The sequence below is a fragment of the Clostridioides sp. LIBA-6622 genome (genome assembly GCF_056716095.1).
In genome coordinates this window covers 1,802,491-1,817,932 of record NZ_CP196998.1, presented here as the reverse complement: position 1 = coordinate 1,817,932, position 15,442 = coordinate 1,802,491, and the positions used below count along the sequence as shown (strand labels likewise).

The window sequence follows — 15,442 nt, the reverse complement described above, 5'->3', positions numbered from 1 at the left end:
CAACTAGCTAGTTGCTACCTTCTAATCTATTTAACTAAGTTTTCTACTTCACTAAATGCTTTCTCATTTCCATTTCCACCAATTTGAGTTATATTTTTAAACTTTTTATTCTTAATTAACTCTTTTTGTCTATTATCTAATCCATTTCCAACTAATACTACTGGAGATTCCGTTTTACCTGCAAGTACTCCTACCGATAAAGCATCTACTAAGTCATCTTGTTTATTCATTCCATTCTTAGCTATATACAAGTCATTAAGTGTATCTTTACTATAGAAATGATTTATTACTTTTGAGTTAGTTTCTGTTCTATCAGAACCTGCTATTTTAGTTACAGATGGTAATGTATTACTCACTTCTTTACTATTAAATAAAGATTCTCCACCTATTACATATGATTTTGATATGTCTTTATCATCTATTAAGTCTTTTATATCTTTCATATCATCATTTTGATTAGTAAGAAGAATTGGCATTTCCTCTTTTGCTGATATAGCTCCCATACTTACTGCATCAGCTAGTCCCTTTTCTCCATTTACCACTACTACTTTTGACAACTTAGAATTTTTATCTAATTCTTTTGCAAGTTTTATTGATGTTTCGTATCTATCATTTCCAGATATCCTAATTACATTTAATCCCTTTTCCTTTAAATCAGATACTACTTTTTCATCAACAGACTTTAATCCACCTACTATGTAAACATTTTTTGCTTCTAACCTATTTATTTCTTTTTCTGTTAATTTATTTAAGTTATTATTTTTAGTAAGTAGTATTGGTGCATCTTTAGACTTAGCAAATGGTGTTGCTGATAAGGCATCAGATATACTAGAATCATTTATTAACACTATATTATCAGCTTTATTCCATCCTTTTTGACTTATTTTTACTGATGTTTCATTTCTATCTACACCTGTTATTTTTTCCTTAGATGGTGCCATATTAAAATCTTCTTTACTTGAAGTTCCACCAGAAGAACCACTTGATCCTGTTGATTTTCTTTTATAAGTAGCTATAAAATCAATACTATCATCAAAAACTAATTTACTTACTTGCTCTGATGTATATATTTTTTCATTTTTATTGTTTCTCCAACCACTAAACTCATAGTTTTCTCTTTGTGGATTAATTTGAATTTCATTTATACTGGAATTATCTGATATTTCTTTTCCATTAATTATACTTCCATCATAATCTATGTATCTGATTCTACATTTCACTATTTTATCTATTGATATATTTACATCCATAGTCTCTACATCATTTACTGGACCATATTCATATTCCAAACTATAACTTATGTCATTTGGAAAGTCAGAAATATTTTTCCATGTTAGAAAACCTGTTGAGATATTATAATTTTGTGGATATAATTCCTTTAATTTTGAATTTTCACTTCCTATATCTACAACTATATTTTCACCACTTTTTATAATACTTTTTTCTATGTATTGACCACTACATTCTAGTGAATTTAATTCTTTATTTTTACTTATATCTATTTTTGTTAAACCATTTTTTCCACAAAACAAAGAATCTAATTTTATATTTGTAGATACATCCAAATCTTGTAATTTATTCTTAGCACATCCCAAATACTCAAGACTTGTAAGTCCTTTTATATTTAATTTACTTAGGTTATTACCTGAACAACTTAAATTTTCCAAAAAAATATTGTTACTTAAATTAAGAGATTCAAGTTTATTGTTAGTACAATTTAGAGATTTCAACTTTTTATTATGGCTTAAATCTATACTTTTTAAATTATTATTAAGAAATTGTAAATTTTCTAAGTTTACATTATTACTTAAATCTATCTCTGTTAATTCATCACTAGTAAAAAATAAATTTACCAGATTTTTATTATTTTTAAGATCTAAACTTGATAATTTATTTGAATCACAATGTAATTCATTAATAAAATTATTGTTTTTTAAATCAATGTTTAATATTTTATTTCCACTAATATCTAGATATTTTAATTTTATATTTTTACTTAAATCTACATTTTCTAGATTGTTTGAACTACAATCAAGTTTTTCTAGATTTTTAAAATTTTCTATCCCCTCTAAATTATCTATTTTTTTTGGATTGGAAACATCTGGATTTTTATGTAAATTTAACTCTAAACAGCTCTCGATTTTGTTTAAATCACTTTCATATATTTTATAGTTATCTTTTGATGCAACTTCATTTGTTAATGGATCCTCTCTATTCTCTAATACCTTTTCAACAATATCTCTTCTAAAAGATTCGTCGACAAATTTATTGGTTATATCAACTTCCTTTATATTCTTTCTTTTATAAGACTGTAGGTCACTGTTACTCTCTAAATCTAATGCATTTACCAATAATATTGATTTGCTCATTATCAATGTAACACTAGCAACTATTAGTAATGATTTTATATATTTCTTAAGTGTCATAATCTACCCCCATACCTATTAATAATAAATAATCTTTATCTAAATATTACCATATTTATAATTCTCAAGAAATACTAAAATGTTTTATATAATCTATCAATAAAATATAATGCTTTATAAAGTGTATCAAATCTATCATTTCCCTTTATCATAGTGCATCTCTCTTTAGTTATAGAACCTATCTTATTACATGCTCCTCCACCGACAACATATAAGTTCTCTGTCTGACCTGGTACATAATCTTTTATATCACATATTAATATTTTGCCATCATTATAACCCCAACCAACTACAGTTGCAGGGATTTTGTCAACCTCTCCATCATAAACTATTGTATATTTATACATCTTACTCACTCCCCCACTATTTTTTATCTTATCTTTAAAATCTACCCACAATTTCGGATTATCAAGCATCTTACGAGGACAATATTTTTTCTTAGCATCATAATGTCTAATTACTTTATCTGCACTAATATTTAAATCTCTCATTAACTTTTTAGTTAAGTCTATTGCATTTTGTCTTGCTTTTGTATAATTACCATCTTTATTTACACATATTTCTATGTTTATACTATTATAGTTTGTAACTCCTGCAACTAATGCAGTTCCATAACTTTTACCAACCGCCCAAGCTCCATCAGAATGAGATAGTGTTTGATATATTACTTTATCATCTACATAGTAATGTACACTTGCTTCTAAGTTACCATTATTGAGTGCTTGTGCATGTCTTTTAGCATCTGCTCCCTTGTCCTCGTTGTCAGTTTCATGAATTACTATAAACTTTGCATTATTCTTGTTTGGATAACACTTTTTCTTTGTTAACATCTTTATTATATCTACCATTACTTATTTTCCTCCTTTAACTGTTTGTAAGTTTGATTTATACCTATTGATATACCCCAACAAATTACACCTTGTAAGACTGCATCAGCATTTAATCCTAGCATCCATACTGAAAAACCTATCCCAAGTATCAATAGCACTACTGGAATATACTTGTTATCTAACTGTTTATACTTCTTACAACCTGCTCCTATAACATAAAGAGCAGCTACTAAAATTAGTAACTGCTCTGGTATAAAACTTATTAAATTATCCATTTATTTAGCCTCCTAATTAAAATATTCCTCTCTGTATGGCAAATATAAAGAATCCTACAAGTGTTGTAATCATTGTCCCAATCAACCACTTTAGCATACTTGTAAGAGAATTTAAATTCTCACATAGTGCTTTTAACTCTGCTTTAGACTCTATATTTGCTACTTTTAATTCGTCTATTTCATCATTATGTTTATTTATTGTTACTTCATGTCGTTTCAAATGGTCTTTGAAAAGTTCTTCATTCATGAAAACCTCCTTATTAATTGAAATAAAAAAAAGAACCTATTTTGTTGGTTCTACTGGTGTTTCTTCTTTATTTAATAAACCTGTTAATTCTAAATATTGTTCCTCTGTAATCCTATTTACTGCATAGAATACATCCATCTTGTGTTGTAAATCCTCTTTGGTACTATAGTTCTTTTGTTCTATCATTAATTTTAATAAGTTGTACATGTTAATTCCTCCTATAAATTGTTATTTAATTTCATATTTACTACTTCAAAGGCTGTGTTTACTATCTCACTATCTCTATTTTTATTTTCTTCTTTTAACATACTTAGTTCTTCTTCTAATGCTTTCAATCTCTTTTGTTCATCTGTCAAAACAATTTCTATATCTTTGGCAATAGGTTCTTTTGTAACTGGATTTATTGATTCTATATACTGTTTACTATAGTCTATACTACCAAATTCAATATCTAAGTAATGTAGTTCTGTTATTGTATCATGTTCTAGTACATTACCTGTTGCTTCACCTGTTTGAAATATTATTTTCCCATCTTGATTATAAATTATTCTATTGCATCTTTTCATTTAAATTACCACCTTTCTTTTTCTATTCATAAGCATACCAAGTAAAACTTTCTCCAGCTTTACAACGATATTCTCTTTGACCACCTTCATAACTATTTTTACGATAAGTACTTAAAGTAAAACTTTTACTACTAATATCTTTAATACACATAAAAGCAGATAGAAAAAAATCATTTCCAGTTTGAACATAACCAATGCTAGATAGAATATTCAAGTTATTAATAGCATAAAAAATTTGTTCATATGAACCATTAGTTTCATACATACTAAACCTATCAATAATAATAAGGTTGGGTACAAAATTTAAATTCATAGGAATACTAAGAGTTTTAGGAATATTACTAGAAGAATAATACGAATAAAAACTATTAACATTAGTATTTGTAAAAGTATAAGTGCCTTTAGCCCACTTTTTGCGTTGACTTAACTGATTATTCAAATTAGTAATTTGATTTTGAAGTTGTTCAACATTAGCATCTGAGCTATCAAAAAATGTTTTTATCTTCTCAGAAAAATCAACTAATGTATTATCTAAACTAGCAGAAACGTTTTTAAGTGCTAAAGTATTTACAATACTAGTCTTACCATTTTTAAAAGCAGTACCAATCTCTTTCCATTTATTCGTAACTTCTTCGCTAGATGAACCAGTTGGAAGTGGTGCAATTCCTTTACTAACTGTAAAAATTTGTTTTGCTGTAACATTATTACTGTCTGTAACAACTATTTTAATTGTGTGTAGTGCATTATCTTTTAATGTATAGTTAATTGTTTTCTCCATTGTTAAATCTGTTGTGATAGTTTCTTTTAACACATCATCTAAAAACCATTCAATTTTAGTTAATATTGACGGAATCGTGTGTTCTGCTTTAAATGTTGCTTGCGTAGAATTGTAAGATGATACGGTCAAAAATGGCAATGCTTGTAGTAATGTAAATTTAACAAAACCATCTTGTGTAGATTCATTTTTACCAGCTATACAAGTAACAGTATTAAAATAATATTTAGATGTTGGAATATACCCAGGCGGTTTATAACTATCTTTAGTAAGGATATAACTACTACCACCACCGAACTCAACATAATGACTACCTGCACCACAATACCAACCACCACCACCACCAACACCATTAATTCCATCACCAACACCACTTACACCAAAAGAACCATTATAGAGACTATTAAAAGTTGAACCACCTTGAAATTGACTTCCACCACCTGAAAAACATTTATTTGAATTAGTAATACCATTTTTACCATCTAAGCCACCACCATGACCAAGTGAAGAATAACCAGTTCCATAAGCACCACCTGCACCACCTGCAACCATTATACGTGATAATAAACCTTGTGGATTATCCCAAGCACCACCAACAAGTCTTATATCTGTTGAACCACCACCTGCAAGACTGTAACAACCATCAGATTTACTAGTATAACAATTAATGCCACCTGCACCATTAAAACCGCTTCTGCGAGTTTCAATACCATTAGCACCTTTAGCATAACCACCTTGACCAACATAAATATAAAATTTAGTACTTTCTTTTAATGTAAGAATACCAGCAGAATAACCACCTTTTGCACAAGATTTAAAATCTGGAAAATTACCACCACAAGCCCCCCAACACTCCATTACATATTTACCAGGAGATAATGTGAATGATTGCTCTGTACCAGTATAATTAAAAATCCATTCTGTAGCCATTTTTCACTCTCCTTTCTAAATAGGCAACATACTATTTTGTATCTTTATGTTTTCATCGTTAAATTTTTCTATCTTTGCAACGACTTCATCTATTGCCCCTTGAACATTTGTAGCAGTAAGATTACTTGTTGCATTATTATAACTTGTTTTTTCTGCTGTTGTTTCTATGCTATCTACACTAGTTTTTACCTCATTTAATGCACTAACTATATTTGTTTTATCTGTTGTAGTAAGTAGTGTTGTATCTCCTATTTTTCCATTTAACTCTGTCTTAGCAGTTTCTATGTTGCTTGTTAACTCTGTTTTAGTTGTATCTATTTTAGCATTAATAGTGTCTATTTTAGTATCTAATTCTTGTATATCTTTGAGCGTAGCAAAAATTATTGTAGGGTCAATTTTAAGTTCTATATTATTTACATTAGATACAATGAGCACAGTCTTAACCTTCATGTCAACTACTGCCCCTTGCTCTATAGAAGGTTTATAACATTCTTTATATTTAGAGATTGCAATTAGATTATTTTCATCATCTAAATATCCTATTTCTCTTATCATAAACCCACCTACACTTGATGGTATTAAACTCTCTAATATTATGCAGTTTGGCGCAGTTTCATCTGTGGTTGTATTTCCGATGTTGCCTTCCCATACCACATTTTTAAGTTCTGTCTGACTTTCAGTAGGAGTATACTCACTTCCTCCACCATCTCCAAGTTGAATTTTTACAAACCCTACTTTGTTACCTGTAACACTTGCATTTGCTATCTTTGCCTTTCCTACATTTGTAATTATAGTGTAATAACTTTTATCTATAGCCATCTTATCACCTCCTAAAATATTGTTATCTCTTGGTATCCAACTCCATTTCCTGTTAATATATCAATTTCTCCATACGTTTCTATGTTTGGTGGACTCCAAGGATATATAGTTATTTCTTGACCCATTAAGGTGGTTATTCCAAAATTCATATAATTATCTTTACTTATAAGTATTCTAGTGTAGTCAAAACTCATGTTGCAAGGTTTGATGCTGCTTACAAAAGAATGAACTTCCTCAAACCAGTCTTAATTCCTTGCGTCACTCTCTAAATGAATGTTATAAGTAGCATTATTTATAGTTAATTCATAATTACCTTCTCCAACAATTGAATTTAACCAGTTTCTTAAAAATCTCTCTGAATAGGGTAATTTACTTATATATTTACTAAAAATCCTAAACCTTCTATCTTCTAAAGTTTCATTACTTTTGGGAATTATAGACATTATTTTTTCCCATCTTTTTATGCCAAAAAGCGTTAAATCCTCTAAAAACTGGTCATTTAAGACATCATCTAATTTATCATGTAGTATCTTTATTTCTTTGTTATCTGCATTAAACGCTTTTATATATTCTTCTTTATCCTGTAAAATCTGCGGCAAGTAACTTATTAGATTTATCTCTTTATCCAACTACCTCACCTCTCGTTACTATGCTATTACTATCTATTGTTAGATTAGATTTTGCATCATTTATCATTGTGTTTGCAATGTCTAATACTCCATCAATACTTAGCAATCTAGTTTCAATTTGAGATATACGAACTATTAAGTTTTCTTCATCTTCCCAGCTCATGTTAAGTTCATTTAAGTAGTCGTCAATTGCTTCTTCTGTTACAGTCTTTATATTCTCCCAAGCGTATCCACTCTTGTATGTTATTGTAGTACTTACATTTATAGTTGTGCTCACAACTGCTGAGACAGTAACTCTATGACCTATCGGTGCTAAACCTAATCCTTTTCCTTGGTGCTCAATTGGGTCAATTTCTTCTTGGACTAAATTAACTAAATCAGCAGATGGTACTTTAAAATTAGAATTAATTATTACTAACTTAACAGTTCCTCCACCGTCCCAAACTGGATATACTTTAACTCCCCCAACGTCAGGCAATTTATTAACTTCATCCTTATAATTTTGTATATTTCCACCAAATGACTGAGAATTTAAACTATCATAGTATCTTTGTCTTAAACTGTCCTCAGATTCTTCATCTTCTCCATTAATTAGTATTTCTGTTAACTCAGCAGTTTCAAGACCATCTATATATTCAATTGTAATCAACTGACCAAGTTCAAATACAGGTCCAGCAGTTTCGCATTTCATCTTATATATACCTTCGCTAATCCTTTCAGTTGCAATATAATTGTATTCTCCTAGATTGAATCTTGAATCAAGAGGAATATCTATATTAAAGACTCCTTTTGCAATTGTATTAGTGGCTTCAAGTGGTGTAATTCCTCTTTCTTTACATCTTTTCTCTAAATAATAGTAACTAGCAGTATCAACAAATGTTTGGTCTAACATTTCATCCATGGCAATGTAGGTCTCTGTAAGTTCTATAGCGACTGGTGCCAAGGCATTATATATTATAGAACCCTCTCGTTTGTCAAACGTGTCAGGTACACTATCTAACATTCTTTTAATTATATTTTCAAATGTCATTAATTCAAACACTAAATACTCACCACCTTCTCTGCATTTAAATTCCCATACTTTGTATGAACTATAAACTTACAATGTACTTTTCCTTTTTGATTTTCAAACTGAAAATTATCTACATTTTCAATCCTATCATCTTGAATTAGTGATTCTTTGATTCGTCTTTCAAGTTCGGGTATTACATATGAGACAGGTTCTCCGATAAGGTCGTTCAACTCGACCCCATAATTCCAAGAATAAATAAGGTGCTCATATCTTTCAGTATTTAAAATTAAAAAGATGGTCTGTTTTAATGCTTCTACATCATCACAAATACCATCTACTTTATTTCTCTCCATATTCAGTTTAAATGTTTTACTTGGTTCTTGCCTTACATCAAAGTTTATAATTGATACATCTTCTATATCATAATCTACGCTATCTGTTGGTATCACTTCATCACATCCTATCTAAAATCAAGTATTGTTGCCCTCCTTGCATACGAATTAAAACTAATTTGTCTCCTACTTTTTTATCTGTATATCTTTTAAATGTATCTGTCTGTATTAAAAAAAATTCTTCAAAGGATACTTTTTGTTCTATCTTAACTTTTAGAGGATTAACACTTTCTATAGTTCCAAATGCAAGAGTCATTGGATTACTTGTCTCTACTGCATCCATTGCTGCCTTTTTAATTATTTGCAATAATTCTTGACTCATATTATCACCTCACTTAAAAGAATCTTCTAGCTCTTGCAAAATCATGATTCTTATTTTGTCTACCACTTAAACTACTTATTTTGACTACATCACCAGTCTTTGGTGAATGTATGAACTGCTCATTTCCTATACATAGTCCAACATGATGTACCTTTCCTTTTCCTTGATTGTGTGCAAAGAATACTAAATCCCCAGCTTTTACATCATTTATGTTGCATAATAGTTTTCCTCTACTATCTTTTGATTGGTCTGCTGAAACTCTAGGTAGATTTATTCCTGCACCTCTCTTAAATGCCCAAATCATAAGTCCGCTACAATCAAAACTTTTAGGACCATTACCACCCCAAGCATATGGCTTACCAAGCTGATTTTTTGCTTCTTGAATAACTTTACTTACTTTACTATTATTGTTTGTTGATGTATTAGCAGTGCTATTATTTTGAACTTGATAAGTTGTATCTTTTAAATTCTTTTCTGCTTCTTCGTTGCTTCCAATTCCTGTACCACTTGAATTATCGTAATTACTCCCTGTTATCTGCTTATAAAATGCACCTACACATTTTACCCATTCTTTATCTGAACTTGAAGAATACTTATTTCTGATACTTTCTAATGTTTTTCTACCTTGATAGATATAGTTTCTTGATAAATTACTTATACCTCTTTTTATTCCTTCATCAGTACTTGAAAAACTTAAATACTTTCCATCTATTCTCATTCCAAAGAAATTATTTTTAGTATTTGCAATATTTGAAGTTCCTCTAGCTGATTCGTGCATTGATATAGCCGCCATTAAAGCAGCATTAACTTTATAAGCATTTGAATATTTAACAAATATATTTCCTGTATTTGATAATTTACCTTTAAGTAGTTTATTGATTTTATTAGCCATCTCAGAATCTTCTTTACTTGTAGTACTTTGTGCAGGACCATTTTTCTTTTCATCTTTATTATTAGTATTTCCACTACTATATGAGCTTGAAGAATAAGAAGCAAATTCATCTCCATCAACAAGAGTCAAATCCATGAAATGTGAATTATTTTCAAATGTATGTTTTACTTTCTCAACTAACATATAATTTTGTAACTCTATATCTCCTAAATCTAAAAAAACAGGTACTAAACAACCTGCTCTTACTCTAATATCTCCTAAAACATTTTTTAAACTTAGTGACTTAGTTTTCTTATTATATAGTTTTAAAAGTATATCACATTTTTGTTTTATCTCTGCTTCACTCATGTTCTTGTCTACTGTATCAAACATTTGAAGTATTCCCCAACTTCTCATATGCGTAGAATCTTGTGCAATATAAACATCTCTTTTTCCTGTATCTTCATTATCTCTCACAAGTTTAATTTTTGTATAAGTATCACTATCTATTGATGAATTATAGTCAAAATCCTCGATTACATCATTATTCATAACAGTATCAAGTTTCATTGATGCAATATTTTTTAATGTTATTCTTCCAAAGTCATCATACAAGGTAAACATTTCTTTTTTTTCTCTTAAAGTGTCATCTAGTGCAGTCAATATCATATCAAATAAAGTTTTGTTTTCTTCTATTCTAGATATTTTATATTTTGTATCTTCTATGACATTGTATTTTAATTTAAAATCTTTAGCTAACATCTTTACAAGTTCACTTGCTGTTTTATTACTATATACATAAGTATCTTTATTCTTAAAATATCTCAACTGGTCATATGCAACAATTTTAATATGATTTTCTTTGTCTCTTTTCTTCTGAAATATATATCCATAAAAGATTCCAATACCCTTGTAATACAGTCTTACAGAGTTACCTTCGCAAAACTGTAGTATATCATCCATAACTATTGTAAATTCTAACTTTGAAGGTGTTCCTCTTCTTTCTATCTCCCATGTTATTCCATCTAAAACTACAGGTTCATAGAAGTCTTCCCAGTGTGCAATAACTAACCTTATATCTCTATCATTTGCTAATACTAATTCATTAGACAAGCCTCAACACCTGCCCTTTATAGATGGTATATTTAGGTGCTTTTTTACCCTTGTTAGCTTTATCCATCATAGATTTATTTAACTCATATACTTTTTTATATAGTGACCCATTTCCTAACTGCTTTTGACAGATTGACCAAAGAGAATCACCCGATTTGACTGTGTATGTTTTACCACTTGGGGCATTAACAGAATCAACTCGTTTAGGCTCTATCTTTACATTAGGTCTACCAGTATCACTTTTAGGTGCAGCAGGAACTAATTTTTTAGTTGAGTAATCTCTATATTGTTTTAATTTAATAGAAACTTTCGTATCTGAGCCATTGTCGGCGTCTTCTAAGATTGTATATTCCTCAAGGGATACTTTCATATTAGTATTAAATAGTACTTTATTCCCAAGTTGTCGAGACACAATAAATTGAAATGGCTTACAATCTGTTTTTAGTAGCTCTAGTTTACTTAAAAAGAATTGTACATCCCTAAAAGTCCCTCTGTAAAACGGTAGTTTATTATGTGTAAATTCTGCTTCAAAACTTATTTCAGATAGACCAGGAGTCTTTAATATGTTTACTTCTCCATCATTTATTAAATCAACTGTCTTATTTTTGTTTATTATCTTTACTTCTAATTTTCCAGGTGTAATTGGTAATTGTAATCCATCCAAATAAAAATCATAAGCCATTTAAACACCTCCTTCCTAAACTATTCCCTCAGCAGATACAACCATAGCGTCATTTAATTTTTCAGTTAGTACATTTACTATTCCATCTAAGTCAGTATCTTTACTTATGTTATTTGTGTTGTTCATGTCTATTTTAATGTTTACTCCTGTGAATCTATTGATTACCTCCTGTTCTGCGATGTCTCTAAGATATTTTAAGTCCTCTTGACTTTTATCCATTGTCTTTGCCATTTTGGCAGTATTTCCTGCAGTATCTTTTACGTTTTTTGCTGCGTCATTTAAAGGTGAGTTTAATCCTGCTGAACCAATTCCGTCTCCTAATCCATATTTTTTGTCCCAAAGGTCGTCTAATCCTAATTTTTTCTTTGCATCTTCTGCTATTTTATTGATGTCAAAAGCGTCTTTCAATTTATTTTCTAAATTTTGACCTACTTCATACCCTTTTTTGTAAGAGTCAAATGGATTTTTGATTTCTGCATATGGAGCTTTCCAATCTGCTGGTTTAACAGGCTCTTTCAATGTCTTTTGATAATCTTTATATTGTTTTACAAAAGAATCTATTTTGTCTAGACTTCCTATTGTCTTTATATTTACACCTGGGATTAGGTTTAGCGCTTTTATAACTCCATTAATCCCTTTTATTGCTATGTTTGCTGCACTTACAAAAGCGTTGGCTAAAGCTGTAGCGCAGTTGTCAAAGCTTCCACCTACATCTCCCATTGCATTTATCACAAAATTTTGGAATTTATAAAATAATAACTGTACATTATAAATAACAATATTAAATGAATTAACAAAGAACTCTGCAAATGCCATTACTATGTTCCACGCACCTGCAAAGACATCATATATACATGCTCCTAGAAAATAGAAAGCTCCCACAATTACTCCAGTTGCAGAAATACTAGTTTTGGCGAAGTGATTAAATATTGCTACTCCCACGAATATCGCTGCTATTACTAAGGCTACAGCTGATACAACCATAACCATAGTAGTAATTAGAAGTAACATAGAACCACTTAAAGCATCTGTAGATATTTTTGCTGCTATATTCATCATTATATTTGTTAATAATGAACCATTTAATAAATTAGTCCAAAATGCTTGCAGAGCTGTCCAACCAACTTGAATAGCAGTAATTGCAACACCTGCCAAAACAGATGTTTTATATAAGCCCCACAAAATGATGCTTGTTATCAAAATAGGTTGTATTATACTCCAACCTTGTGCAATAAAATTAATAACACTTCCTACAATCGTTAATAACCATCCAAATCCTTGCGCAATTAAACTGATTCCGACAATCATCATATTTGAGAATCCTCGAAATACTGGACTACTCAATAAATCAATTATTCCATTGAACACTTTATAGCCAACATTCCCAAGTATATATAAAGAATCCGTAACATTAGTTATAAATGTTCGGAATCCCCTACTAGAAACTGTGTCCTCAATTTTCTTCTGTATAGCTCCGAAAATCATTATTGCGTTGTTTTTTATACTAGTAAATATCTGACCTATTGTAAGTGGCATTTTTTCAAATTGTGCATTTGTTTCTGCTGATGCTGCAAGCAGAGAATTTTTTACAATATCTGCTGTCAACATTCCCTCGCTTGCCATTCCTCGAATCTTTCCTATGTCGACATCCAAGTAATCTGCGATACTTTTTATAATATTAGGTGCTGACTCGAAAACAGCATTTAATTCTTCTCCTCTCAAGACACCAGAGCCCAAACCTTGAGTCAATTGTAAAAGTGCTGAACTCATTTCTTGAGTACTAGCCCCTGCAATTATGAACTTTTTGTTGAGTTGCTCAGCAAAACTTACTATCTCTCTAGTACTAGAAAATGCACTTCCTGCGTTCATTCCGATTCTGCTTACTATTTGTGCCGTATCTAAATAAGATGCACGAGACCTTTCAGCTGATTGGAATATCATTTTATTTAATCCTCCATCTGAGAGTTGACCATCATTTATCATCGCCAACCTCGCATTTGTACTGGTCATTTGGTCGCTTAAACTACCTAACCCTCCTAAAGTTTTTAACCCTAAATAAGTTGTAGCTAATCTTTTGACATTTCCAAGTAACCTATCTGTAGAACCTACTCCCTTGTCAACATCTTCATTAAACTTTCTTTGTTGCTCACCAGCTTTTCCTATATTTTGTTCTATCCTAGTTAAGATATTTTCAATATTGTTTAAACTTTGTTGAGAAGTCTGTATCCCACCTGTGTTAAGTGGATTGTGTAACCTTTGTTGTAGTCTATCAAAACTGTTAATCGTAGTATTAATAGCATTAGTCATATTACGAAATGCAGGCGTCATTCCATCAAAAATTCTAATGGATGTTTGTATTGTAGCCATTTCTTCACTCTCCTTTATTATTATTTTAAACATAATAAAAGCACTAACTAAATTAGTAAGTGCTTCCTCTTCTTTATTATAAAATTAATATATCTATTTTTTGCCTGCCCAAAATTGCTTGCCACAATTTAAACAAGTAACTCTAACTTTCTTTGCCCCTATGTTTCCTGCAACTAAACCTATACCACCAGCTAGGCTTGCTCCTACTACTGCTTTTCCTATTCCAAACCCTTTTTTATCAGCTGATAGAGATGTAGAGCCACATTTAGGACAACAAGCTACCTTTTCCTTTTCTACTTTTTCTTCTTTAGCTCTTCTAATTTTAGACATATCATCTTCTTTTTTTCTTTTTTCTTCAAGAATCTCAGCATTTTCAGCATAATATTCTTGATATGGCTCTTCTAATATTTTTCTACAGTCCTCTAAATCTATTCCAGTTAGTTCCTTCAGCCTTCTAATAGAAGAAGCTTTTATAAAACTTGTTTCTTGCATTATATGTTGTAAGTCAATACCTTTTAAATCATATTCTTTTTCAGTAATGTTTTCATCTAAAATTTTTATATCAAATATTTTTGTTCCACATTCACTGCAAAATTTACTTTCTTTCAGACATTTAGTGCCACATTCACTACAATATATATATTCTAATGTATCATTCATCGTACAATATCCCCCAGTATAATTTTATAAGATTATTATACTATATAAGTAAAATTTTTACATTTTTTTCAATAAAAAGCACCTACTTCAAAAATAAGTGCTTTCTGTGTTTATTTAGTTTTAATGATTAATTAATATGTTAGTACGAATTCCATACCAACCTAAAAGTATCTACATAAAACAGTTAAATAATATAATCAATAAGTATTTTTTGTATTCTTTTAATCAAATTATCACCTGTTCCCCAATCAATCTGAAATAACCCAATAGCACTACCAGTTGAGGTCATTTTAACAAGTGTTTTTCCTGTAATATTTTCACAAATCACTACCAAACCTGCGTCACTATTGCTTCTTGCATAGTATTTTTCAAAGATTGTAACTATTATAGACTTATCATTTTTCAAATTATAAATATCGACAGAAACTAAATCTGCATCAAAATTTTCTTTTATAATATTGTGAGCTTCTAATGGTGTCATTTTTACAGTAAATACTTCTCTTGCCATATCATTTATCACATCCTA

18 protein-coding genes are annotated in these 15,442 nt (G+C 30.0%); all 18 read right to left on the bottom strand.

Annotated elements, in window-relative coordinates; all coding sequences use genetic code 11:
- Positions 1-26: 26 nt before the first annotated feature.
- The 18 genes from ACTG47_RS08735 to ACTG47_RS08650 all read right to left on the bottom strand — a co-directional run bounded on the left by ACTG47_RS08735 (position 27) and on the right by ACTG47_RS08650 (position 15,424).
- Complete coding sequence (locus ACTG47_RS08735; RefSeq protein WP_479926860.1) at positions 27-2,426, bottom strand: cell wall-binding repeat-containing protein; 2,400 nt, start codon at positions 2,424-2,426, stop codon at positions 27-29.
- Between the two features lie 74 nt (positions 2,427-2,500).
- A complete protein-coding gene (locus ACTG47_RS08730; protein WP_479926859.1) occupies positions 2,501-3,274 on the bottom strand; it encodes a peptidoglycan recognition protein family protein in 774 nt (257 codons plus the stop codon).
- On the bottom strand, positions 3,274-3,531 hold the full coding sequence (locus ACTG47_RS08725) for a phage holin family protein (RefSeq protein ID WP_074076059.1): 258 nt from the start codon (positions 3,529-3,531) through the stop codon (positions 3,274-3,276). Before ACTG47_RS08725 ends, ACTG47_RS08730 begins: the two co-directional genes overlap by 1 nt.
- Before the next feature lie 16 nt (positions 3,532-3,547).
- Positions 3,548-3,778 (bottom strand): hemolysin XhlA family protein, encoded by a 231-nt coding sequence (locus tag ACTG47_RS08720; protein ID WP_054271786.1) that lies wholly within the window; start codon positions 3,776-3,778, stop codon positions 3,548-3,550.
- A gap of 36 nt (positions 3,779-3,814) precedes the next feature.
- Entirely contained in the window at positions 3,815-3,985 is a 171-nt protein-coding gene (locus ACTG47_RS08715; protein ID WP_479926858.1) for a hypothetical protein, read from the bottom strand.
- A gap of 11 nt (positions 3,986-3,996) precedes the next feature.
- Positions 3,997-4,344 (bottom strand): hypothetical protein, encoded by a 348-nt coding sequence (locus ACTG47_RS08710; RefSeq protein WP_479926857.1) that lies wholly within the window; start codon positions 4,342-4,344, stop codon positions 3,997-3,999.
- A gap of 22 nt (positions 4,345-4,366) precedes the next feature.
- A complete protein-coding gene (locus ACTG47_RS08705) occupies positions 4,367-6,049 on the bottom strand; it encodes a glycine rich domain-containing protein (protein WP_479926856.1) in 1,683 nt (560 codons plus the stop codon).
- A 15-nt stretch (positions 6,050-6,064) separates the two neighbouring features.
- Positions 6,065-6,868, bottom strand: coding sequence for a phage tail protein (locus ACTG47_RS08700; protein WP_479926855.1), 804 nt, complete (start codon positions 6,866-6,868; stop codon positions 6,065-6,067).
- A gap of 11 nt (positions 6,869-6,879) precedes the next feature.
- Positions 6,880-7,062, bottom strand: coding sequence for a hypothetical protein (locus tag ACTG47_RS08695; RefSeq protein WP_479926854.1), 183 nt, complete (start codon positions 7,060-7,062; stop codon positions 6,880-6,882).
- A gap of 51 nt (positions 7,063-7,113) precedes the next feature.
- Positions 7,114-7,497, bottom strand: a complete 384-nt coding sequence (locus tag ACTG47_RS08690) for a putative phage tail protein (protein ID WP_479926853.1) — start codon at positions 7,495-7,497, stop codon at positions 7,114-7,116.
- Positions 7,490-8,539 (bottom strand): baseplate J/gp47 family protein, encoded by a 1,050-nt coding sequence (locus ACTG47_RS08685; RefSeq protein ID WP_479926852.1) that lies wholly within the window; start codon positions 8,537-8,539, stop codon positions 7,490-7,492. Before ACTG47_RS08685 ends, ACTG47_RS08690 begins: the two co-directional genes overlap by 8 nt.
- Positions 8,539-8,958 (bottom strand): DUF2634 domain-containing protein, encoded by a 420-nt coding sequence (locus ACTG47_RS08680; protein ID WP_479926851.1) that lies wholly within the window; start codon positions 8,956-8,958, stop codon positions 8,539-8,541. The genes ACTG47_RS08685 and ACTG47_RS08680 overlap by 1 nt, the downstream gene beginning before the upstream one ends.
- A gap of 4 nt (positions 8,959-8,962) precedes the next feature.
- The gene (locus ACTG47_RS08675; RefSeq protein ID WP_479926850.1) at positions 8,963-9,223 is read right to left on the bottom strand and encodes a DUF2577 domain-containing protein; all 261 of its coding nucleotides are present in this window, start codon (positions 9,221-9,223) and stop codon (positions 8,963-8,965) included.
- 13 nt (positions 9,224-9,236) lie between these two features.
- Positions 9,237-11,207, bottom strand: a complete 1,971-nt coding sequence (locus ACTG47_RS08670) for a C40 family peptidase (protein ID WP_479926849.1) — start codon at positions 11,205-11,207, stop codon at positions 9,237-9,239.
- Positions 11,200-11,889: a LysM peptidoglycan-binding domain-containing protein gene (locus ACTG47_RS08665; protein WP_479926848.1), complete on the bottom strand. Its 690-nt coding sequence runs from the start codon at positions 11,887-11,889 to the stop codon at positions 11,200-11,202. Before ACTG47_RS08665 ends, ACTG47_RS08670 begins: the two co-directional genes overlap by 8 nt.
- A 15-nt stretch (positions 11,890-11,904) precedes the next feature.
- On the bottom strand, positions 11,905-14,256 hold the full coding sequence (locus ACTG47_RS08660; RefSeq protein WP_479926847.1) for a tape measure protein: 2,352 nt from the start codon (positions 14,254-14,256) through the stop codon (positions 11,905-11,907).
- A gap of 93 nt (positions 14,257-14,349) precedes the next feature.
- Positions 14,350-14,916, bottom strand: coding sequence for a zinc-ribbon domain-containing protein (locus ACTG47_RS08655; protein ID WP_479926846.1), 567 nt, complete (start codon positions 14,914-14,916; stop codon positions 14,350-14,352).
- A gap of 184 nt (positions 14,917-15,100) precedes the next feature.
- Positions 15,101-15,424, bottom strand: coding sequence for a DUF6054 family protein (locus ACTG47_RS08650; RefSeq protein ID WP_479926845.1), 324 nt, complete (start codon positions 15,422-15,424; stop codon positions 15,101-15,103).
- Between the last annotated feature and the right edge of the window lie 18 nt (positions 15,425-15,442).

Excerpts from the sequence above, each read along its gene's own strand:
- ACTG47_RS08700 (WP_479926855.1), bottom strand. The coding sequence starts at position 6,868 with ATGGCTATAGATAAAAGTTATTACACTATAATTACAAATGTAGGAAAG.
- ACTG47_RS08720 (WP_054271786.1), bottom strand. The coding sequence starts at position 3,778 with ATGAATGAAGAACTTTTCAAAGACCATTTGAAACGACATGAAGTAACA.
- ACTG47_RS08705 (WP_479926856.1), bottom strand. The coding sequence starts at position 6,049 with ATGGCTACAGAATGGATTTTTAATTATACTGGTACAGAGCAATCATTC.
- ACTG47_RS08650 (WP_479926845.1), bottom strand. The coding sequence starts at position 15,424 with ATGGCAAGAGAAGTATTTACTGTAAAAATGACACCATTAGAAGCTCAC.
- ACTG47_RS08655 (WP_479926846.1), bottom strand. The coding sequence starts at position 14,916 with ATGAATGATACATTAGAATATATATATTGTAGTGAATGTGGCACTAAA.
- ACTG47_RS08735 (WP_479926860.1), bottom strand. The coding sequence starts at position 2,426 with ATGACACTTAAGAAATATATAAAATCATTACTAATAGTTGCTAGTGTT.
- ACTG47_RS08710 (WP_479926857.1), bottom strand. The coding sequence starts at position 4,344 with ATGAAAAGATGCAATAGAATAATTTATAATCAAGATGGGAAAATAATA.
- ACTG47_RS08695 (WP_479926854.1), bottom strand. The coding sequence starts at position 7,062 with ATGAGTTTTGACTACACTAGAATACTTATAAGTAAAGATAATTATATG.
- ACTG47_RS08660 (WP_479926847.1), bottom strand. The coding sequence starts at position 14,256 with ATGGCTACAATACAAACATCCATTAGAATTTTTGATGGAATGACGCCT.
- ACTG47_RS08725 (WP_074076059.1), bottom strand. The coding sequence starts at position 3,531 with ATGGATAATTTAATAAGTTTTATACCAGAGCAGTTACTAATTTTAGTA.
- ACTG47_RS08665 (WP_479926848.1), bottom strand. The coding sequence starts at position 11,889 with ATGGCTTATGATTTTTATTTGGATGGATTACAATTACCAATTACACCT.
- ACTG47_RS08715 (WP_479926858.1), bottom strand. The coding sequence starts at position 3,985 with ATGTACAACTTATTAAAATTAATGATAGAACAAAAGAACTATAGTACC.
- ACTG47_RS08730 (WP_479926859.1), bottom strand. The coding sequence starts at position 3,274 with ATGGTAGATATAATAAAGATGTTAACAAAGAAAAAGTGTTATCCAAAC.
- ACTG47_RS08675 (WP_479926850.1), bottom strand. The coding sequence starts at position 9,223 with ATGAGTCAAGAATTATTGCAAATAATTAAAAAGGCAGCAATGGATGCA.